The following is a 19,232-nucleotide window of genomic DNA, read 5'->3' as shown; positions in this document are numbered from 1 at the left end:
GGTCAGAACAGCGGCGGGACGCGGGCGACCTTGAACGGACCGAGCACGACGACGCCGTCGGAGAACCGCAGCGGGAAGGTCCGCGCCTTGCGGCCTTCGAGGGTGGCCTCCTTGCCGAGCGCATTGATGCCGAGTGCGACGCCGACATTGGCGTTCTGCTTGACGACCTTGCCGAGGCCGGGAATGGCGCGGTCGAGCGCACCGAGCAGGTTGTTGACGTCCTGCGACTTCACACCGGGCGCCACGCGGTCGAGCGTTCCCTGCGGCACGCCGTTCTCGAGCATCTTGTCGAGGCCGAGCGCCGGGATGACCTTTTCGATCCCGGCGACCGTCATCTGCACCTCGCCATCGATGTTGCCGTTGGCGGTCAGGCTGAGCGTGCCCGAGGCAACGGCGAGCAACTCGCCCTGCTGGATGCGCGATTGGACGATCTCGACATGACCGCCGGCGGCCTGGATCTCGCGAAACCGCTCCGGCCAGGGTTTGGGCCGGAAGTCCTTGAGCCCGGTGACGCGGGCCTGGATGTCGGCATTGAACGGTTCGGCCAGCAGCGGATGACCGCCCTGGATGCTGCCGTTTTCGATCTGCAGCGCAGTCTCCAGCACCGGATGATCCGACGGCGTGCCCTCGGCGAGACGGCCGTGCAATTCGGCATGATCGGCGCGCGCTGCGGGCACGGCGGTGTTGCCCTCGATGCGGTCGATGGTCGGTTGTTCGAACACGAGGTCGGCGCGCTGCGGCGGCCCCGGGAGGCCGCGGACGCTGGCCTCGCCGACGCGCCAGTTCACGGAGAACGACGCCGGTCCACGACCATCGGCAATCGTCGCGGGTCCCTTGAACTCCGCGATGATCCGCTTCGGGTCCCAAACCTGGGCGACGACGAGGATCTCGTCGAGCTTCGCATTCATCAAGGGCGTACCGGCCGCCTGCGAAAACAGCGCCACGCTTGGATCCGTGCAGCGGACCTCGAGCCGGAACGGGAAGCCCGCGACCGAGCGCTTCGCGCAGTCATAGACGCGTCCCGATTTTGCTTCGCGCGCACGCCAGGCGTCGGCCTGGACATCCACTTGCGAAGCGGCGAAGAACCAGAATGCGCTCCACGCAACAGCGGCGATCAGGAGCAGGACGGGAGCGATGAAAAGCCCCCAGCGAGAGCGCCTGCGCGGCGGTGGCGGCGAACGAGACATGCAGGACACCCTTTGGGCAGCAATTTTGGCAATTCGGCGATCACGGATTGTGTATCTAAATTAACAATTCGCGAGCACCGTACTTAGGCTTCCGCATTGATGTCCGCAATGACCCTCTCCGAACCCGACCTTCCCGATGGCGACCTCTGGGTGTTCGGCTATGGCTCGCTGATGTGGCGCCCTGGCTTCGACTTCGTCGAGCAGGTGCCGGCTCGGCTGATCGGCGAGCATCGCGCGCTGTGCGTCTACTCGTTCGTCCACCGCGGAACGCCGGAGAAGCCGGGCCTCGTGCTCGGTCTCGATCGCGGCGGCGCGTGTCGCGGCATTGCGTTTCGGGTCGCAGCAGACAAGCGCGACGAGACCATCGCCTACTTGCGGGCGCGTGAGCAGGTGACCTCGGTCTATCGCGAAGTGACGCGCTCGGTTTGGCTTGAAAACGAAGCGCGCGAGCGGGTGAGCGCATTGGTCTACGTGGTCGATCGCGGCCATGTGCAATATGCAGGCCGGCTGTCGCCGCAGGAGCAGTTGCGCCATGTGCGCCAGGGTCACGGCCAGTCCGGCGCCAATCGCGACTACGTGATCTCGACCGTGAAGGCGATCGAGGCGCAGGGCTTTCGCGACACGCAGCTGCATCGGCTGGCGACGATGCTGCACGATGACGGCCACTCGCTGCATCCTGCGCCAGGCAAGACATAGCCCTCAAGCCTTCACCGGCGCCCGCACCCCGCCAAACAACTGCGCCTGTTCCGCTTGCCCCGCGGCGACGAGCCGGCCGGTCGCCTCTTCGATGACACCCTGAATCCGCGCCATGAACTCATCGCGCGGCAGGCCAGGCGGCAGCGGATCGAGAAACTCCACGACGAGCGTGCCCGGATAGCGCAGAAATGTGCGGCGTGGCCAAAACAAACCCGAATTCAGGGCCACCGGCAGGCAGGGTACGCCGCAATCCGTGTAGATCAAACCGACCCCGCCCTTGTAGTCCGGCGGTGCGCCCGCCGGGCGCCGGGTGCCTTCCGGGAAGATCACGAACTGACGGCCATGCTTCACCTCCTCCGCCGCCCGCCGCATCACCTGCTTCAACGCGCGGGCGCCGGAGCTGCGGTCGATCGCGATCATGTCCGCCTTGACGAGATACTGTCCGAACAAGGGAATGCGCAGCAGCTCGCGCTTGAGAACGAAGAATGGCGCATCGAAGAAATGCAGCAGCGAGATCGTCTCCCACATCGACTGATGCTTGGCGGCGACGATCAGCGGCCCCTTCGGGATCTTCTCGACGCCGCGATATTCGACGCGGATGTTGCAGACGACGCGCATCAACACGATGTTGCTCTGCGCCCACCAGTTGGCGACGCGCAGCAGCGCCTTGCGGGGCATCGCCAGGGTCGGCAACGCGATCAGCGCCCAGAGCACGAAGTTCGGGTAGAAAAGGATGTTGAACAGCAGCGAACGCAGGAAGATCGAGACCATCAGAAACCCAGTTCAATTGGCTTGCGCCGTCGTCGGTCGGCGCGACACCGAGCCGGTTGGCGGATCGACCTCGGGCACGAGATCGAGGCCGAGATCGGCCAGCCGCAGCCGCATCTCGGCGGCGACATATTTGGCGTATTCGGACAGCAGAAGTCGCACCGTCGGCGCGCTGGTCCACCACGGCTCGTCGCGCCATTTCTCGCCGACGACGGCATAGGGAATGAGATCCATGCTTGGCATCGCATGCGAGAGTTCGACGATGGCCCGGGGCATGTGATAGTTCGACGTCACCACGATCAGCGACTTGAAGCCGCGCTCGCTGGCCCATCGCCGCGTCTGCGCGGCGTTGCTGCGGGTGTTGATCGCCGAATAATCCAGATCGACGCAGCAGTTGATGAATGATCGCGCCTCGGGCAGCGACCGGGTGATGTCGCTGGCCTCGTTGGTCGGGTGCACGCCGGAGATCAGCAGCCGCCGGCCATAGCCTCCCGCCAGGAGTTCCACCGCGTCCGATACGCGTGACGAGCCGCCGGTCAGGACCACGATTCCGTCCGCCTTGCGCTCGGGCTGGATCTCGGCGCCCCGCAATTGCGAGAGGAAGCCGACGAAGCCGACCGCCGCGACGAAGAAGCCGACCCCGAGCGTCGCCACGGCACCCGCGAGCGTCCGCCACACCGCCACGGTGAGCGGCAGCTTTCGCCTGCTATGGTCAGTCTCCGGCTCCATGCAACGCCTGGCTTGTCCTTGCCTGCCTGCGCGCGGCGCCATGCCGTCGCGCGATCCCGTCGTTCAAGTCCGGGAACGCAGGCAGGTTTCGCCGGCCTCCCGATCACGTTCGCTCGCCGCCGATCCTGGCGCGCGACCTCCGCCGTGTTCGTGACCCAGCTCACCCCGTCCTGCCTCATCCCGGCGCAGACGATTTTAGGCGGTTTTCGGGCCAAGTGAAATCCGCAACGAGACGGCTGGGGATAGAAGCCGCCATCAGTCGATGCTCGCCAGCGTCGTGAACAGGGTCCGGCGTGCGGCCCAGCCGGTCACCGCGGCGATCACCACGGCCTGCAGCGCGATCGCGACATAGCCGAGCGGGCGCAGCGAGAACGTCCCCAGCAACGCCGCGAACTGATCGCCGACGGGGGTGCCAGAGAACCAGTTGGCGATCGACTCCGAGAACCCGAATCCGAGCATCGCAAGGCCGCCGCCGATCACGCCCCCCTCCAGTCCGAGCTGCAGGAAGTGCCGCAGGAAGTGATTGGCGATGTAGCGGTCACCGGCGCCGACGAAGTGCAGCACCTCGACGATCGGCCGGTTCGCGGCCATCGCGCCGCGGGTCGCGAACGACACCGAGATGATGGTGGCCGCGATCACCAGCACGAGAATGCCGAAGCCTGCAAACAGGGTCGCGCCGGTCATCGAGCGCATCCGCTCGATCCAGGCGCGATGGTCGTCCACGCTGGCGGTCGGCGCAACCTGGGTCACGCGGGTGCGCAGGGCGTTGAGATCGAAGCTGGTGCCGGGCTGGACGCGCGCAATGATCACGCGCGGCACCGGAAGCTCGTCGAACGACAGGCCGCTGCCGAGCCACGGCTCCAGCAGCTTGCTGGATTCCTCCTTGGTAAAGGGCCGGACCTCGACGATGCCCGACTGCCCCCGCATCGCGTCCGTCACCAGGGCAATGTCACGCTCGATGTCGCGGCCGGTCTTGGGACGGACCTGGACCGTGATCTCGCTCGCCACCTCCGACTGCCACTCGGCCGCGGACTCGCTGACCAGCAGCACGCCACCGGTCGTGATCGAGGCCAGGAAGGTCATGATCGCGACCACGGCGACCAGCGCGCGGCCCGCGATCGAGGCGCGCGGCACGATCGGCGACACGATGCGGGCCTGCGCCGGCAGTTGCGGGCGGTCGTCGCCGAGATCGACCAGAAGGCCGCGATCGTCTACGCTACTCATAGATGTGCAATCGTCCCTGATGCAGCACCAGCCGGCGGGCCTCGTATTGGTCCATCAGCGTGATGTCATGGGTTGCGATGATCACCGCCGTGCCCGAGCGGTTCAGCTCGATGAATAGCCGCAGAAGGCGGCGACCCAGTGTCGGATCGACGTTGCCGGTCGGCTCGTCCGCGAGCAGCAGCTGCGGCCGCGAGATCACGGCGCGCGCGATCGCCGCGCGCTGCTTCTCGCCGCCCGACAGGATCGGCGGCAGCGCATCCATGCGCTCGCCGAGACCGACCCATTTCAGCAGGTCGATGACCTCCTTGCGGTAGCTCGATTCGTCGCGGCCCATGACCCGAAACGGCAGCGCCACGTTCTCGTAGGTCGTCATGTGGTCGAGCAGCCGGAAATCCTGCAGCACGATGCCGATGCGCTTGCGCAGATCGGCGATCTCCTCCTTGCTGAGCAGCGAGATGTCGTAGCCGAACAGATTGACCAGGCCGCGGGTCGGCCGCAGCGACAGGAACAGCAGCTTCAGCAGCGAGGTCTTGCCGGCGCCCGACGGGCCAGTGAGAAACTGGAAGGAATGGGCCGGAACCTGGAAACTGAGGTCGCGGAGGATCTCCGGCCCCAGTCCATAGCGCAGCCCAACATTTTCGAACCGAACCAAAGCGTCAGCTCCGTTCGACCGCGTGCGCGGCAGACCCGCACGCTCCAAGCTCAGCGGTACGATGGCCCGATTGAGCGCCCGTTATGGTTTCCGGTTCGTTAACGGTCGCCGTGTACCATTGGCGCGATTGAGTTCCGAAGTTCGTCGACATGGCGGTCCTTGTAGCACGAACTGTCGGAAACAAAGCGGCAATGGCCGTTGGAGAACCGGCGCGATGTTCATCGTTTGCCCTCATTGTACGACATCTTATGCCATCGACTTGGCAACCCTGGGTATGGCCGGCCGCAGCGTACGCTGTTCCCGTTGCAAGGAGGTCTGGCTGGCGCGACCGGAGGATGCGGTCGAGGCGCCCGCCCCCATACCTGCCATGGCGGAGGCCGGCGCGGCCGCCGCGCCGCGTGACGCCGCCGACGAGTGGGAAGCCCTCGCCCGCCAGGAAGACGACGACGAACGGACACCCGATGTGGAAAGTCCGCCGCTGGCCGCCGGCTGGCCCGAGGACGCGCTCGCCGAGCCCGAGGACGACACCGAAGAGGCCGAGCAGCCGGTGCAGAGCGGGGCTTCGCGCCTCGCCGGTCTCCGCAAGCTCATCAGGCGCCCGAAATTGCCGGATGTCCCGGGCAATAGGCTGTTGAACCTGCCGGTGCTGACGGCCGCCATGGCGGCGCTCACGATTGCGCTGGTGGTGTGGCGCGCCGACGTCGTCAGGCTGCTGCCGCAGACGGCGTCGTTCTACAAGCTGGTCGGGCTCGAGGTGAACCTGCGCGGCCTGAGCTTCAAGGACGTGAAGGTCGCGACCGAAACCGTCGACGGCAAGCCGGTGCTGGTGATCGAGGGGACGATCGTCAGCCTGACGAAGAAACCGGTCGACCTGCCGCGGCTGCGCTTCAGTGTCCGTGACGCGCAGGGCACCGAGATCTACGCCTGGAACACCCTGCTCGAGCAGACCGCGCTCAAGCCCGGTGAGCGCACGACGTTCAAGTCGCGGCTCGCCTCGCCCCCTCCCGAAGGCCGCAATATCGATGTACGGTTCTTCAACCGGCGCGATCTCGCCGCCGGCAGTGCATGATGGTTCCGGTCTCGTGGGTCGCCCGCGGGGCCCACGACACGGAGACGAAACGACATGTCGCGCGTGCTGATCGCCGACGACGAAGATTCGATGCGGACCTTGGTCGCGCGCGCCATTGCCATGGATGGACATGAGATCGTGACGGCGCAGGACGGTGCCGAGGCACTCGACATCCTGACGCGCGAGGCCGGCGCCTTCGACCTGTTGCTGACCGACATCCAGATGCCCATCATGGACGGCATCGCGCTGGCGCTGTCGGCAGCACGCGATTTTCCCGACCTGACCATCCTGCTGATGACCGGCTTTGCCCATCAGCGCGAGCGGGCGTCGAATCTCAGCGCAATCGCTCACGACGTCATCACCAAGCCGTTCTCGGTCGCCGACATCCGCACCGCGGTGGCCGATGCGCTGGCGTCGAAGGCGGCGAAGGCGTAGGGCGGACGCGTGGCCATCGCCTTGGCGCGGGCATCGCCGGCGCATCGCATCACCGGCTGCGCGGATCGTTCGCAGCGATCCTCGATGGCGCTCCACTCTGCGCTGCCGTCCCGGCGAACGCCGGGGCCCATAACCACCGGCGATCGTTGAGACGCGCTGCTGGTCCTCCATCTTGCGCAATCCCACCTCCCTATGGTTTTGGGTCCCGGGTCGGCGCCGCCGCCGCGCTTGCGCGCGCTGGCGGCTTGCCCGGGACGACATTGGAATGCAGCGCGAACGCGAGGGGGTCAGCTGACGCTTTGCAGCTCTTGAATGGTCGTCGAAGGCGCACGACCCTCTCTCATCCGTCATCGCGAGCGCAGAGCAATGATGCGGGGGGCGGGCATCTCGTCTCCCAACTCATACTGTGGCACGCGCTCGCATTCCCGCGGCGTATCCCGCCCGAGTTCTGCTGATCCTATTCACCCTCCAAGAAGTCGGAGGGCGCAGGGAATGCCGGGTGAAGGCCTCACCCATGGCCCGCCTGCGAAAAAAATGCAGGCGGCAGGTACCACAGGTTCAGCCGATCATCCGGCATTCCCTGCACGATGGGCTTACGGCTGCTTCGCGATCTCCCCGGTGCGACGGGCTTGTTGGCCACCGTCGTCCACGTGATGCACCAGCACCCTCGCGAACTTGACCTCAGCGTCGGGAGGCCAGGACCACGCGACTTGACCGTCCGCAAGAACATCGTTCGTCCGCATATCCGTCAGGACATGCTGCGAGCTCTCACGGCCATCGCCTCCCCGCCTCGCGTGTCGTGACGATCGCGCGCAACGCCCCTCCGAGTGAGGCGGGATAACCATATATAGCACAAATTCCGGAAAACAGAAGATCTATTTTTTTGCGCAGAGCGGGACGTGCAACGTGCTGAAGCGCGCCAAGAACAGAAAAGACTACCGGAAATGCTACCCACCAGCCCGGAGAGCAAAGAAAGCGTTTGCTCGTAAAGATAGTATGAGTAATCTGCGGTCGGGGAGGAAACCAGCATTGGTGCACGTAAGAGCGAATGGGCGGAAGCTTCGTTGGCCAGTCGCCATCCTAGTGGCGGGAGCTTCTATTTGCGGTGCAACATTGGGATATGCCGGTGTAAATATTCGCGATTTGACGCAGAACCAACGCGCTCGCGATCAAGCCTTTCGCACCCTAAAAGCAGCGTCCGCCGAGTACAATTTCGAATACGTGGTCATCTTGATACCTCCGGGCTCGCTACCTGGTATCGAGATCCCCGTACCGGTTTCGCACATCAGATTTAGGAGCACGGTCTTCTTCGCGTTTAACAAATCCGAAATCGAAAGGGCTGCCGAGAAAGCCATCCTTGATCTGGCGAAGACAGTCATTGCAGATAAATCCGCGCGGTCAGTCCTCATTGTTGGTCACACCGACTCCATTGGCTCCGACGAATACAATAGCGCACTATCAGATTTGCGCGCCCGCGCTGTTGCGATCAAGCTAAAGGAGAACGGCGTCCCTGAGACGCTTCTTGGATTGGTGCCCATGGGAGAAGCGCAACCCATCGCGACAAACAAGACCAGCGAGGGACGAGCGCAGAACCGTCGCGTCGAATTTTTCGTGTCCGATGTTCCAGGCGCAACACGCAAGGCAGCCGAAACGATAAAATTCGATCCGTGCCATCGCAACGACCAAGATGTCCCGGCAGGGCAGCCAAACCCCGAATGCAACAAAGAAGTCCGCATTCCAGTCTTTGACGGCCCCACTGGAAGAAGCGCAACCGCATATATTGAATTGAGCCGCGACGCGATTCAGACCGGATCAACTCCGATCAGTCGTCCATTGATACCGAACGAGGTCCTCGCTCGGCCCTCTCTTAAGGAACTTATGCAAGAATAGGTTTTTGGATCCCAAGATAATGCCGTCCGATACGCTCGCTGAAGAAGCTCAATTCGGCCTGAAGGCCGCAAACCAAATGCTTCGCACGAAGCGCGTTGATGCTGACGCTCGCCGCCAGTTGATTGTACAACTAAAGAACTTCGACGACCGCCTTTCCAGCGACATCGAAATTAGGGCAAGCAACTACTTAGCCGAACTAGACGAAAGGGAGAATGCGGAGATCAGCGCAAACTGGTCTCAGCTGAACAACAATCAGAAATACTTGCGCGCCAACGCCGAGCAAAAGGCGAGAGATCAAACATTCCAAGAACTACGCCAAGTCAACGGGGGAGCGTACCCTCGAAATCTCTCGCCCGTGCTCTATGTCATACCGCTCATCGGCATTGGCGTTGCAGAGTGGTACGTCAATCTATCGACCTTCATGGCCAAGTTTGTGCCGCTGGTGGCTGGAGCTGGAACCATTCTGGTTGCAATGATCTTCGCTATCGCGAGCCACTTTCATGGCGAATACCTAAAGCAGCTTGCTGAGATCCTGCATCCATCGGTCGAATATCGAAACGAGCTCGGACGCAAGCTCTCGGTGCTAATTGCGACCATTCTCTTGATATGCGCTTTGGGTGTCGTCGTCTGGCTGCGATATCAAGCCATCTCCGAGCAACTCGGACTCGGCTCGGATGCCCCTGGCACGTTTGGTGGATCCAACGCATCGATGGTTTGGCAAAACCTCGGACCAACTATCGGGCTGAATATGTTCGTTTGGGGCTTGGGAGTTCTGTATTCCTATCTCGCAAGCGAGAAAGTACCGCATCTGCGCGACGCGTATCGAGAGTTACTTCGATCCAACAAGAGACTGCAGAAGGCGCGCCAACCGTTTGAGCGTGAACAGACACGCGTAACGGCGTTTTATCAACGGGAGCGCAAAAAAAACGAAGTCGCTCTCAAGGAATACAAGAACCTATCGGAAGAAATTAGAGGTACTTTGGCGCGCCTAGACACGTAGGGACCCCCTCATGAGTGCAATTGGACGATTTATTGCGCTTCTTTGCCTACTGGCCTCTCTTACATCAGTCGTAGACGCGCAAATACTTAACCAGAACAACATTGAACAGATATGCAAGTCGCCACCCGCGACACATAGACGAACGCTTGTGTACGTCGACATATCGTCAATTTCAAAGGCACGTACGGAGTGGGGATTGACGCTTATCAACCGGCTTGAGCTTGGCGCCAGAGAACCACTAACGATACTCGCGGTAAATCCAAATACGTTCGAGACCGACCAAGCATTCGACCTATGTTACCCGACGCTCACCAAGTCCGAAATTGAGTCTACCCGCATAGGCCGCAGCCAGTGGGACAAATTGACGTCACCAGACCCGGAAGACCAACAGCGCGAGAACCTGCAGACGTTTGATGCACGATTGAGAAATGCGCTGGACAAACTCTTGGTGAGCGCAGGAAAGTTCCAAAGCGGAAAACGGAAGAATATTTTGGGAGCGCTCGCGTTCGACAAGAACCGGTTCGCGGAACGCTCAGCTTTCTACCGCATCATCGTCTACACTGACGCGTCCCTCCTAGATCCCGACGTGGAAAGTTCCTCCGATACGGCCAAGTATATCAATTCGCTGGCCTCAAAATATCCCGCCACTTTTTATGGAGCCGACGTATCAATTTTTGGCGTGTCCGACGCCAGTGATCCCCAGATCAATTTGCAGGCTAGAGAAAAGATCTTTGAAGCGTACCTACTGACGAGTTGGGCTCACCTTAAGTCATTTTCTTCATCGCTCCCCGCCCAATCGAATGACCCTTATTCGAGCATCACTCGGCTGGAAGGCACTTTCGAAGGCGGAAACAGTCAAGGCTTGGCGCGCATTTTCTATTCTACGCCGAGCAAATCCCAGACCGTGGGCTGGATAACGTTCGTCGTGGGTCGAAATCAATTATATCTACCCTTTGAGGGCTCACTGGAGTGCGAAGGAGAACAGTGCAAACTTTCGGCCAACGCATCAGAGTCGGTCCCCCCGATGACCCAGTCACCATATTTCCGAAAGGGTGACCGTATCAATCTACAAGGTAAAAAAGACATCTCATTCGAAGGCAGCTTGAAAACCGAAGCCAAAGAAGTCTTCAGAGAGGGAAATCAGGAAGCCAAGTATACCTTAAGGTTTCAAAAGCCATGACGGCATTTGCCGCCACGATGCTGGCCGCGTCTCTCGCCAGCTCAACTCTGGAGGTTGCCGCATGCCGTTGCGAAGGCTGCGGCTGCAAGGGCGGACCAGGATGGCGAGACACTACCGGGCGCTGCGTTTCTCATAAAGAACTTACAAAACGCTGCGGAGAACCGCCAAGTCGGTTCTGCTCGTTTGAAGGCAGACGTCAGGTGTGCCCTTCCAACCCACCGCTGAAACTTGGTCCAGCGACATCTGCTAGCGACGGATGAAACGCGGTTCTCCATTCTTCGCGGACGGCAAAGAGAAGTAGCCTACGAGACACAGAATTTCTGAAGTAGCAATGACAGGTTGGGCCCGACATACACGGATGGCTGCTTCGAGGAGCTCGCTGAGCTTGGTTGTGCCCGTGCTGCATAAGCAAGGTCCCTCTGAACTCGCTAAGCGAGATTGACTCGGTGCATCAAACTAGGTCGACGGGCAGTTCGAGCAAAGCTGTTATGATTGCCATCGGGTAGTCGAGACCGAGCATCGCGGCGTTCGTTCGACAGCATGACGCAGCCGAACAGTCGCGTCTCAGACTGGACGCAAGGCCATCTCGAGATTCCCGGTTCAAGGTCTGCGGTCTTGCCCCGGAGTGAAGGTCGTCAGCTTTTGGTACGAGGCTCGTGCCTCACGCGCTCAGCGCGCGCATCTCCGCATGCAGATCCGACTTGCCCTCGAAGCCGATGCCGGGGAGGTCGGGCATCGTGATGTGGCCGTCGATCACCTTCACGCCGTCGGGGAAGCCGCCATAGGGCTGGAACAGGTCGGGGTAGCTCTCATTGCCGCCGAGGCCGAGGCCGGCGGCGATGTTGAGCGACATCTGGTGGCCGCCATGCGGGATGCAACGCGACGGCGACCAGCCATAGGTCCTGAGCACGTCGAGCGTGCGCAGATATTCGCACAGGCCGTATGACAGCGCGCAGTCGAACTGCAGCCAGTCGCGGTCCGGACGCATGCCGCCATAGCGGATCAGGTTGCGGGCGTCCTGGTGGCTGAACAGGTTCTCGCCGGTCGCCATCGGGCCGGGATAGAAATCGGCGAGCGTCGCCTGCAGATGATAGTCGAGCGGATCGCCCGCCTCCTCGTACCAGAACAGCGGATAGTCGCGCAGAATCTTGGCGTAGGCGATCGCTGTCTCCAGGTCGAAGCGGCCATTGGCATCGACGGCGAGTTGGTTGCTCGGGCCGATCTCGGCGAGCACGGCCTCGATGCGTTCGCGGTCCTCATCGATCGGCGCGCCGCCGATCTTCATCTTCACGACGGTGTAGCCGCGCTCGAGATAGCCGCGCATCTCCCGGCGCAGCGCCGAGAGATCCTTGCCGGGATAGTAATAGCCGCCGGCGGCGTAGACGAACACGCGCGGATCGGCCTTGCGGTTGTGGCGCTCCGCGAGCAGACGGAACAGCGGCTTGTCGGCGATCTTGGCAACAGCGTCCCAGATTGCCATGTCCAACGTGCCGACCGCGACCGAGCGCTCGCCGTGACCGCCGGGCTTCTCGTTCATCATCATCGCCGTCCAGGCCCTGTCCGGATCGATGTTGTCCTTGGTGGCATCGAGCAGCGAGGCGGGATCCGCCTCGAGGAGTCGCGCGCGAAACCGCTCGCGAATCAGGCCGCCCTGGCCGTAGCGGCCGTTGGAGTTGAAGCCGTAGCCGACCACGGGATGCCCGTTGCGCTCGACATTGGTGATGACCGCAACGAGGCTCGACGTCATCTTGGTGAAATCGATATAGGCATTGCGGATCGGCGATGAGATCGGCTTCGTCACCTCGCGGACGTCGACGATACGAACGGTCATGGTCAATCTCCTGATCGTGGTCGCGAGCGCCGCGTCAGAGCGAGGCGCCGGCGCAGATGGTGATGGTCTGTCCGGTGATGGCAGCCGCTTCCGGCGACAGCAGGAAGGCGGTGAGCGCGGCCACTTCGCCTGGATCGACGTAGCGGCCCATCGGCGGCAGCACCGGCGCGGTGCCGGCGCGGCTGGGGTCGCGCAGGAACGGCGTGTCCGTGGCGGCTGGCGCGATGACGTTGACGGTGACTTGGCGCGGCGCCAGCTCGATCGCCCAGGAGCGCGCGAGACCGGTGAGTGCCGCCTTGGTCGCGGCGTACTGGCTGCGGCCGGCCGCGCCGTTGGCGGTGCGGCTGCCGATCAGCACGATCCGCCCGCCCTCGCGCATATCAGGCGCCAGCGCGTTGGCCAACGCTTCAGCCGCGCCAACATGGACGCGCCACATGCCCTCACTGTCGTCAGGTGCGAGCTCGCCAAGCCGGCCGACCCGCATGTAGCCTGCGGCATGGACGAGCGCGGTGACCGTACCAACCTCAGCCAGGACCTCGATGAGCACAGGCGGGTCCGACAGATCAGCCTGCAAGCTCGCAAAACGCGGATGCGACAGCGCCGAGGCTGCACGGTCGATGCCGGTTACGCGCCAGCCGCCGGCAAGCAGGCGCTCGGCAACCGCGCGGCCGATGCCGGAGCTGGCTCCGGTCACCACGGCATGGCCGCGATCGGTGCTGCTGTCGTGGCTCTCCACCGTCATCCCTTGTACGCAGCCGCCTCGGCCTTCACCTTCACGGCGTCGAAATTGTTGATCTTGTCGATCAGCTCGTTGGTGTAGAGCGCATTGTAGTCCTTGATGTCCAGCCCGTTCATCGCGGCCTCGGTGCGGAACTCCTGCTCGTTGATCGCGCCCATCTTCGTATCGGCATAGGGCGGCGCGTAGAGCTTGATCCGGCGGCTGATCGACTGCAGCACGGCCTTGACCGCCGCGTCCTCGCTGGCACCGCGCGGCGCCGTCTCCGGGTACATCTTGAGAAAGGCCCTGGCGCCGGCGGTCGGATTGGCGAGCAGGAATTGCGACGCCTTGCACACCGAGCGGCCAAAGCCAACCAGGAGATCCCTGTCCTTCTCGAACGTCTGCGGCATCGCCATCAGGAACTGACCGCCGACCATCGGGATCGTGGTCGGACGCGGCAGATAGGCCAGCTCGATGCCAGCCGCCTCGATCTGGCCGAAGCCCGTATCGAAATAGGCGAGCGCATCGATCACGCCGCGCTGCAGGGCGACGCCCGCCGGCGTGCCGTTGCCGACCGCGACCCAGCTCACATCCTTGTCCGGATCGAGGCCGAGCGCCTTCAGCACGTTCTTGGTCACCGGATATTCGGTGGCGCCGAAGTCGGACACGCCGATCTTCTTGCCCTTGAGGTCCGTGTAGCTCTTGAGCGCGGAGCCGGGCGGGACGGCGATGTCCCATTTGTACGGATAGGTATATTGATAGAACAGTTTCGCGCCACCCCATTCGCCCTTGGCGAGCAGCGGCAGCGCCGTCGACGGCACGCCGACGCCGATGGTGACGGAGCCGCGGTCGGTTGCGACCTGGACGTTGGCATTGGTGCCGAGCGCCTGGACATCGAGCGAGAACCCTTCCTGCGCGTTGTAGCCGAGCGCCTCGCCGATCACGCAATTGATGATGGTGGCGTTGAGCGCCTTGAGCCCGACACCGAAGCGAATCTTCTTGGCGTCCGCCGCCATCAGGCCGGCCGGGGCGCCGCTCACCAGCAGCGCCGCGCTGGCGCTGCTCTTCAGGAATGACCTGCGCGAAACCATCCTACGTTCCCTCCCTGTTGTCCTATTTTCTCCGATTGGCGCCCCAGTGCACGACCTTGGCCTCGCACCAGCGCACGATCCCGTGCAGCACGATGCCGAGCACGCCGAGAATGATCAGCGCGGCGAACACGCCGGCGACATCGGAGACGGCTTGCGCCTGGGTGATGACCACCCCCATGCCGCGCTGAGCGCCCAAGAACTCGGCGACGATCGCGCCGAGCAGCGCGTACACCACCGCCATGTCGAGGCCAGCGAAGATGAAGGGCGCGGCGTTGGGCAGCTTGACGATGCGATAGGTCTCGAGCCGCGACGCCGACAGCGAGCGCATCAGGTCGACGCGCTCCGGCTCTACGGCGCGCAGCCCGGTGAAGCTGTTGATCAGCACCGGGAAGAACGACAGCAGCGCCGAGATCGCGATCTTGGAGCCGTCGCCGAAACCGAACCAGATCACGATCAGCGGCGCGATCGCCACCTTTGGCAGGCTCTGCAGCGCGAACGCATAGGGCATCACCAGCCGTTCGATGGCCTCGACCTCGGCCATCAGCGAGCCGATGACGAGGCCGAGCCCGACGCCGATGGCGCAGCCGACAGCGGCGTTGCTGAGCGTGCTCCACAGCGGCAGGTAGTAGCCGAGCGGACTGGCCGGGCTGACCGCGAGCCCCGACCAAAGCGCGCGGACCACCGCTTCGGGCTTCGGCAGGATGTAGGACGGGATGTTCAGCAGGTTGACCGCGGCGATCCAGCTCAGTATCAGCACCGCGAGACCGGTCCAGGCGATCGGCGATCCCAGGCTGATGCCGCGGCGTGGACTCGCTGGCTTCTGCGACATGGCTGACACGGCGACGTTGGCAAGATCAGTCATGGCCATGCTCCTGCGCATTGAGCAGCCCGCGGACCTCCCTGGCGAGCCGCGCATAGTCCGGATGCAGCACGATGTCGTCGAACGACCGCGGCCGCGGAATGGGAACGGCGAGATCGGCCAGGATGCGGCCGGGACGCGCCGACATCACGATGACGCGGTCGGCGAGGAAGATGGCTTCCGAGATCGAGTGGGTGATCAGCAGGATGGTCTTGCGGTTCTCCTGCCAGATGCGCTGCAGCTCGAGGTTCAGACGCTCGCGGGTCAGCGCGTCGAGCGCGCCGAACGGCTCGTCCATCAGCAGGATCTCGGGATCGCGCGCCAGGGCGCGGCAGATCCCGGCGCGCTGCTGCATGCCGCCGGACAGCTCATAGGGATATTTGTCGCCGAAATCGCCGAGACCGGTGACGGCGAGCAGACGTTCGATGCGATCGCCGGCCGGCGCATGTCTGCCGCCGACGCGCAAGGGCAGCCCGACATTGTCGCGCACCGTCATCCACGGCAGCAGGTTGGCGGCCTGGAACACGACGCCGACCTTGCGCGAGGGACCGGCGACGGGCTCGCCATCGAGCAGCAGCCGGCCATCGCCGTAACTATCAAGCCCTGCGAGCAGACGCAGCAAGGTGCTCTTGCCGCAGCCGGAGGGACCGACGACACAGACGAACTCGCCCGGCTTGATGTCCAGCGATATCCGGCTCAACGCATGCACCGCCGCACCGGAGGCCGAGACATAGGTCTTCGAGACCTGGTCGATCGCGATCAGCACATCGTCGGGCGTGTCAGCAGCGCGCCGTTGCGCATCGTCGACATCCATCATCAGCATGAGCGTCCACCCGGTCTCTTGTTTTTATGATCACAGGCAGCGGCCGTCACCGGCCGTCGCCTCTCGTAAGCTCAGGCTGCAGCCTGCACCGTCAGCCCGGCCGCGGCTACCGCGGCGCGGATCGCGGCCATCTCCTCGGCGCTCGGCGCATGCGTCGGCGGCCGCACGGTGGCATCGCGGATCACGCCGGCGACCTGCATCGCCGCCTTCATGCGGCCATGCGCCTCCCCGGTCGGCTCGCCGCCGCCATACACCGCGTCCTTCAACGGATCGATCATGGCCTGCAACTTCATCGCCAGCTTGAGATCACCGGCCGTCACCGCGGCGAACAGATCGTGGATGAGATCCGGAATCAGCGAGGCGAAGCCGACCAGCGCGCCGTCGACGCCCTGCACCATCGACGCCAGCAGGTATTCGTCATGGCAGGTCAAGAGCGCCTTGTCCGGGGCCGCCGCACGGATTGCCTTGAGGTCGCGGGCATATTTGTTCATCTCGCGGGTGCCGATCTTGAACGCCTGGACGTGGTCGAGCCGGGCGAGCTCGGCGAGCAGCTCGGAGGAGAACGAGGCGCGGGTCCAGGCCGGATAGACGTGCACGATCAGCGGCAGCCTGGTCGCCTCGCCGATGGCGTTGAAATAGTCCAGGCAGTGCTCGCGCTTGAAGCCGAAGCGCAGCCAGTGATGCGGCGGCATGATGTCGAGCGCGGTGGCGCCGGCCTCCTTGGCCATCAGCGCATGCTCGATGCCGTCCTTGATGCCTTCGCAGACGACGGAGGAGATCGTCGGGCAGATGCCGGTCAGCGCCCTGGCGACGATGCGCGTCACCTCCGCGCGCTCTCTTGCGGTGAGGCTGAACACCTCGCCGGTGTGGCCGTTGGTCATGATGCCGACAATGCCGCGGCGCCTGCCGAGCCACGCCGCATAGCCCGTCAGCTCGGCCTCGTCGATCGAGTGATCGGCGTTGAAGGGGACGGCGATCGCCGGGATGATCCCCTTGAAGTTGGTCATGACGTTCATGTCAGGCTCCTGATGAGTTCTGGTGTCATCGGCTGGAAACGGTGGCGGTGGCGCCGCCCATGGCTTCGAGCGCGCGCGACAATTGCGCCGCGGCGCGCAGCAGCGGCGCGACGCCGGTGCGCTCGAACTCATCGGCTGACACGCGCATGGTCGGGGCGGCGACGCTGATCGCTGCGAGCGGCACGCCGTCGCGATCGACGACCGGTGCGGCCAGCACGCACAGTCCCGGTGCATTCTCCTGATTCGAGAGCGCGTAGCCGGCGGCCTTCACCTGGCGCAGGCGCTGCAGCAGCGCGTCGAGATCCGTGATCGTGGTTTCGGTGCGCTTGATGCGCGGCTGCGCTTCGAGCACCTCGATCTGCGTCTGAACCGGCAGCAGCGACAGGATCGCCTGGCCGACGGCGGTGGAATAGACCGGCGCGCGGCTGCCGATCCGGACGTCGACGCCGAGCCGGACGAGGCCCGCCTGGATGCGCTCGACATAGACGATGTCGCTGCCGTCGAGCACCGCGAGCGAGGCGGCCTCGTTCATCTCGCCGACCAGGCTGCGCAGGATCGGGCGGGCCTGGTCGCGCAACTCCGAGCGAGCGATCGCGTTGAAGCCGAGGTCGAGGCATTTCAACGTCAGGCGGAAGCGCCTGGTGTCGCCGACCTTCTCGACATAGCCGAGCATCACGAGGGTGTTGAGCAAGCGGAAGGTGGTGCCCTTGTCGAGCGTGGCGCGGCGCGCGACGTCGGCGAGCACCAATTCGGGCGCGTCGCTCGTGAAGGCGTTCAGCACCTGAAAACCCTTGGCCAGCGACTGCACGACGCTTTTGCCAGCCTTGCTGTCCTCGTCCACGGGGGAGCTCCGCGTTTCCTGCTTGGCGCCGGGCCTTGACGACCCGCATCTTGTCTTGCTATGGTTCGGATTGCGAACTATAGTTCGAATATTAGAACGCGCCCAGCCGCATCTGTCAAGCGCGCTCGCACGCCGTATGCGCACGGCTTGAAATCCGCACAGCCGGCATGATCTCTCCTGAGGGCCGCGATATCTCGCGGCCTTTTTCAGGAGTCCCGCGTGAGCGTCGCATTCACCAAGGAAGAGAGCGCCGAGACGGCGGCCGAGACGCAGCTGCCCGACCGGCCGGTCTCGCCGCATCCGAACCTCGTCACCGACGCCGGCCTCAAGGCGCTGGAGGCGCAGCTGCTTCAGGCGCAGACGGCCTATGAAGCGGCGCAGAAAATCGAGGACGTGAATGAACGGCGGCGGGAGTCGGCGCTGCCGCTGCGCGACGCGCGCTACTTTGCAGCGCGTGTGCGGACCGCGCAGGCGATGCCGGCACCGGCCTCGACCGATCAGATCGCGTTCGGCAGCACCGTGACGTTCAAGCGCGGCGACGGCCGCGTGCAGACCTACACGATCGTCGGCGAGGACGAGGCCGATCCGAAGCGCGGCATGATCTCCTACGTCTCACCGGTGGCGCGGCTGCTGATGGGCAAATCGGTCGGCGACGTCGTCGAGGTGACCGGACAAGAGCTGGAGATTCTCACGATCGCCTGAGGCGATGCCCATCACCCCGGCGGGAAACGATGCTCAAGGTTGGAATCATCTCCGACACTCATGGGCTGCTACGACCGGAGGCCGTGCGACGTCTGGCCGGCGTCGACCACATCATCCACGCCGGCGATATCGGCCGCCCCGACATCGTCGAGCAGCTTCGCTCGATCGCGCCGGTGACTGCGATCCGCGGCAACATCGACACGGCAGACTGGGCGAATGCCTATCCTGCGACCGAGACCATCAGGCTCGGCACACGTGCCGTCCATGTCGTGCATGACGTCCACGATCTCGCGATCGATCCTGCAACGGCGTGTATCGACATCATCGTGTCCGGCCATTCGCATCGCGCGGGCGTCGAGACACGCGACGGCGTGCTCTACCTGAATCCGGGCAGCGCAGGGCCGCGCCGCTTCAGGCTGCCGATCACGCTGGCGACGCTGGATATCTCCTCAGCCAGCCTGTCGCCCGTGATCCACGACCTCGGCAGCGGCTGACGCAAAGCGAAAGGGCGCCCATGGGCG

General features: G+C 63.8%; 20 protein-coding genes. 8 read left to right on the top strand and 12 right to left on the bottom strand.

Annotation, left to right across the window (positions count from 1 at the left end; all coding sequences use genetic code 11):
- Window positions 1–2: 2 nt before the first annotated feature.
- Entirely contained in the window at window positions 3–1,187 is a 1,185-nt protein-coding gene (locus ACQR1D_RS05520; RefSeq protein ID WP_434837982.1) for a DUF2125 domain-containing protein, read from the bottom strand.
- A 99-nt stretch (window positions 1,188–1,286) separates the two neighbouring features.
- Between ACQR1D_RS05520 and ACQR1D_RS05515 the strand changes: the two genes are divergently transcribed.
- Entirely contained in the window at window positions 1,287–1,883 is a 597-nt protein-coding gene (locus tag ACQR1D_RS05515; RefSeq protein ID WP_434837983.1) for a gamma-glutamylcyclotransferase, read from the top strand.
- A gap of 3 nt (window positions 1,884–1,886) precedes the next feature.
- Here the strand turns inward: ACQR1D_RS05515 and ACQR1D_RS05510 are convergent, their stop codons facing one another.
- From ACQR1D_RS05510 to ftsE, 4 genes are all read right to left on the bottom strand, one after another.
- Window positions 1,887–2,654: a lysophospholipid acyltransferase family protein gene (locus ACQR1D_RS05510; RefSeq protein WP_315805716.1), complete on the bottom strand. Its 768-nt coding sequence runs from the start codon at window positions 2,652–2,654 to the stop codon at window positions 1,887–1,889.
- A gap of 12 nt (window positions 2,655–2,666) precedes the next feature.
- The gene (locus ACQR1D_RS05505; protein WP_434837984.1) at window positions 2,667–3,380 is read right to left on the bottom strand and encodes a YdcF family protein; all 714 of its coding nucleotides are present in this window, start codon (window positions 3,378–3,380) and stop codon (window positions 2,667–2,669) included.
- 255 nt (window positions 3,381–3,635) lie between these two features.
- The gene (locus ACQR1D_RS05500; protein ID WP_315805714.1) at window positions 3,636–4,604 is read right to left on the bottom strand and encodes a cell division protein FtsX; all 969 of its coding nucleotides are present in this window, start codon (window positions 4,602–4,604) and stop codon (window positions 3,636–3,638) included.
- Window positions 4,597–5,256 carry a cell division ATP-binding protein FtsE gene (gene ftsE / locus ACQR1D_RS05495; RefSeq protein WP_315805713.1) on the bottom strand — a complete coding sequence of 220 codons (660 nt, stop codon included), beginning with the start codon at window positions 5,254–5,256 and terminating at the stop codon, window positions 4,597–4,599. The genes ACQR1D_RS05500 and ftsE overlap by 8 nt, the downstream gene beginning before the upstream one ends.
- Before the next feature lie 214 nt (window positions 5,257–5,470).
- Here ftsE and ACQR1D_RS05490 point away from each other — a divergent pair, with 214 nt between their 5' ends.
- The 5 genes from ACQR1D_RS05490 (at window position 5,471) to ACQR1D_RS05470 (ending at window position 10,830) form a co-directional block, all read left to right on the top strand.
- On the top strand, window positions 5,471–6,325 hold the full coding sequence (locus ACQR1D_RS05490; protein ID WP_434837985.1) for an MJ0042-type zinc finger domain-containing protein: 855 nt from the start codon (window positions 5,471–5,473) through the stop codon (window positions 6,323–6,325).
- Between the two features lie 54 nt (window positions 6,326–6,379).
- Complete coding sequence (locus ACQR1D_RS05485) at window positions 6,380–6,760, top strand: response regulator (RefSeq protein WP_315805711.1); 381 nt, start codon at window positions 6,380–6,382, stop codon at window positions 6,758–6,760.
- Between the two features lie 906 nt (window positions 6,761–7,666).
- A complete protein-coding gene (locus ACQR1D_RS05480) occupies window positions 7,667–8,650 on the top strand; it encodes an OmpA family protein (protein WP_434837986.1) in 984 nt (327 codons plus the stop codon).
- A gap of 19 nt (window positions 8,651–8,669) precedes the next feature.
- Window positions 8,670–9,650, top strand: a complete 981-nt coding sequence (locus ACQR1D_RS05475; RefSeq protein ID WP_434837987.1) for a hypothetical protein — start codon at window positions 8,670–8,672, stop codon at window positions 9,648–9,650.
- Between the two features lie 196 nt (window positions 9,651–9,846).
- A complete protein-coding gene (locus ACQR1D_RS05470; protein WP_434837988.1) occupies window positions 9,847–10,830 on the top strand; it encodes a hypothetical protein in 984 nt (327 codons plus the stop codon).
- A 661-nt stretch (window positions 10,831–11,491) separates the two neighbouring features.
- Here the strand turns inward: ACQR1D_RS05470 and ACQR1D_RS05465 are convergent.
- From ACQR1D_RS05465 to ACQR1D_RS05435, 7 genes are all read right to left on the bottom strand, one after another.
- Window positions 11,492–12,661 carry a mandelate racemase/muconate lactonizing enzyme family protein gene (locus ACQR1D_RS05465; RefSeq protein WP_434837989.1) on the bottom strand — a complete coding sequence of 390 codons (1,170 nt, stop codon included), beginning with the start codon at window positions 12,659–12,661 and terminating at the stop codon, window positions 11,492–11,494.
- 34 nt (window positions 12,662–12,695) lie between these two features.
- Window positions 12,696–13,403 (bottom strand): SDR family NAD(P)-dependent oxidoreductase, encoded by a 708-nt coding sequence (locus ACQR1D_RS05460; protein ID WP_316218856.1) that lies wholly within the window; start codon window positions 13,401–13,403, stop codon window positions 12,696–12,698.
- Window positions 13,400–14,470, bottom strand: coding sequence for an ABC transporter substrate-binding protein (locus tag ACQR1D_RS05455; protein WP_316237090.1), 1,071 nt, complete (start codon window positions 14,468–14,470; stop codon window positions 13,400–13,402). The genes ACQR1D_RS05460 and ACQR1D_RS05455 overlap by 4 nt, the downstream gene beginning before the upstream one ends.
- A 22-nt stretch (window positions 14,471–14,492) precedes the next feature.
- Window positions 14,493–15,332 carry an ABC transporter permease gene (locus ACQR1D_RS05450; RefSeq protein WP_316237091.1) on the bottom strand — a complete coding sequence of 280 codons (840 nt, stop codon included), beginning with the start codon at window positions 15,330–15,332 and terminating at the stop codon, window positions 14,493–14,495.
- Window positions 15,325–16,152: an ABC transporter ATP-binding protein gene (locus ACQR1D_RS05445; protein ID WP_434837990.1), complete on the bottom strand. Its 828-nt coding sequence runs from the start codon at window positions 16,150–16,152 to the stop codon at window positions 15,325–15,327. The genes ACQR1D_RS05450 and ACQR1D_RS05445 overlap by 8 nt, the downstream gene beginning before the upstream one ends.
- Before the next feature lie 71 nt (window positions 16,153–16,223).
- Window positions 16,224–17,168 carry a dihydrodipicolinate synthase family protein gene (locus tag ACQR1D_RS05440; RefSeq protein ID WP_434837991.1) on the bottom strand — a complete coding sequence of 315 codons (945 nt, stop codon included), beginning with the start codon at window positions 17,166–17,168 and terminating at the stop codon, window positions 16,224–16,226.
- A 25-nt stretch (window positions 17,169–17,193) separates the two neighbouring features.
- A complete protein-coding gene (locus ACQR1D_RS05435) occupies window positions 17,194–18,009 on the bottom strand; it encodes an IclR family transcriptional regulator (RefSeq protein WP_315805698.1) in 816 nt (271 codons plus the stop codon).
- 219 nt (window positions 18,010–18,228) lie between these two features.
- On the opposite strand from ACQR1D_RS05435, the gene greA reads away from it, so the two are divergent.
- The gene (greA, locus tag ACQR1D_RS05430; protein ID WP_434837992.1) at window positions 18,229–18,711 is read left to right on the top strand and encodes a transcription elongation factor GreA; all 483 of its coding nucleotides are present in this window, start codon (window positions 18,229–18,231) and stop codon (window positions 18,709–18,711) included.
- A 29-nt stretch (window positions 18,712–18,740) separates the two neighbouring features.
- Window positions 18,741–19,205, top strand: a complete 465-nt coding sequence (locus ACQR1D_RS05425; RefSeq protein WP_316218851.1) for a metallophosphoesterase family protein — start codon at window positions 18,741–18,743, stop codon at window positions 19,203–19,205.
- Window positions 19,206–19,232 lie beyond the last annotated feature (27 nt).

This window comes from Bradyrhizobium sp. HKCCYLRH2047 (genome assembly GCF_051168175.1).
Lineage (GTDB): Bacteria > Pseudomonadota > Alphaproteobacteria > Rhizobiales > Xanthobacteraceae > Bradyrhizobium.
The sequence above is the reverse complement of the archived record's forward strand: the minus strand, read 5'-3'. Positions and strand labels throughout refer to the sequence as shown.

Excerpts from the sequence above, each read along its gene's own strand:
- ACQR1D_RS05520 (WP_434837982.1), bottom strand. The coding sequence starts at position 1,187 with ATGTCTCGTTCGCCGCCACCGCCGCGCAGGCGCTCTCGCTGGGGGCTT.
- ACQR1D_RS05515 (WP_434837983.1), top strand. The coding sequence starts at position 1,287 with ATGTCCGCAATGACCCTCTCCGAACCCGACCTTCCCGATGGCGACCTC.
- ACQR1D_RS05510 (WP_315805716.1), bottom strand. The coding sequence starts at position 2,654 with ATGGTCTCGATCTTCCTGCGTTCGCTGCTGTTCAACATCCTTTTCTAC.
- ACQR1D_RS05505 (WP_434837984.1), bottom strand. The coding sequence starts at position 3,380 with ATGGAGCCGGAGACTGACCATAGCAGGCGAAAGCTGCCGCTCACCGTG.
- ACQR1D_RS05500 (WP_315805714.1), bottom strand. The coding sequence starts at position 4,604 with ATGAGTAGCGTAGACGATCGCGGCCTTCTGGTCGATCTCGGCGACGAC.
- ACQR1D_RS05490 (WP_434837985.1), top strand. The coding sequence starts at position 5,471 with ATGTTCATCGTTTGCCCTCATTGTACGACATCTTATGCCATCGACTTG.
- ACQR1D_RS05485 (WP_315805711.1), top strand. The coding sequence starts at position 6,380 with ATGTCGCGCGTGCTGATCGCCGACGACGAAGATTCGATGCGGACCTTG.
- ACQR1D_RS05475 (WP_434837987.1), top strand. The coding sequence starts at position 8,670 with ATGCCGTCCGATACGCTCGCTGAAGAAGCTCAATTCGGCCTGAAGGCC.
- ACQR1D_RS05465 (WP_434837989.1), bottom strand. The coding sequence starts at position 12,661 with ATGACCGTTCGTATCGTCGACGTCCGCGAGGTGACGAAGCCGATCTCA.
- ACQR1D_RS05460 (WP_316218856.1), bottom strand. The coding sequence starts at position 13,403 with ATGACGGTGGAGAGCCACGACAGCAGCACCGATCGCGGCCATGCCGTG.
- ACQR1D_RS05455 (WP_316237090.1), bottom strand. The coding sequence starts at position 14,470 with ATGGTTTCGCGCAGGTCATTCCTGAAGAGCAGCGCCAGCGCGGCGCTG.
- ACQR1D_RS05450 (WP_316237091.1), bottom strand. The coding sequence starts at position 15,332 with ATGACTGATCTTGCCAACGTCGCCGTGTCAGCCATGTCGCAGAAGCCA.
- ACQR1D_RS05445 (WP_434837990.1), bottom strand. The coding sequence starts at position 16,152 with ATGCTGATGATGGATGTCGACGATGCGCAACGGCGCGCTGCTGACACG.
- ACQR1D_RS05440 (WP_434837991.1), bottom strand. The coding sequence starts at position 17,168 with ATGAACGTCATGACCAACTTCAAGGGGATCATCCCGGCGATCGCCGTC.
- ACQR1D_RS05425 (WP_316218851.1), top strand. The coding sequence starts at position 18,741 with ATGCTCAAGGTTGGAATCATCTCCGACACTCATGGGCTGCTACGACCG.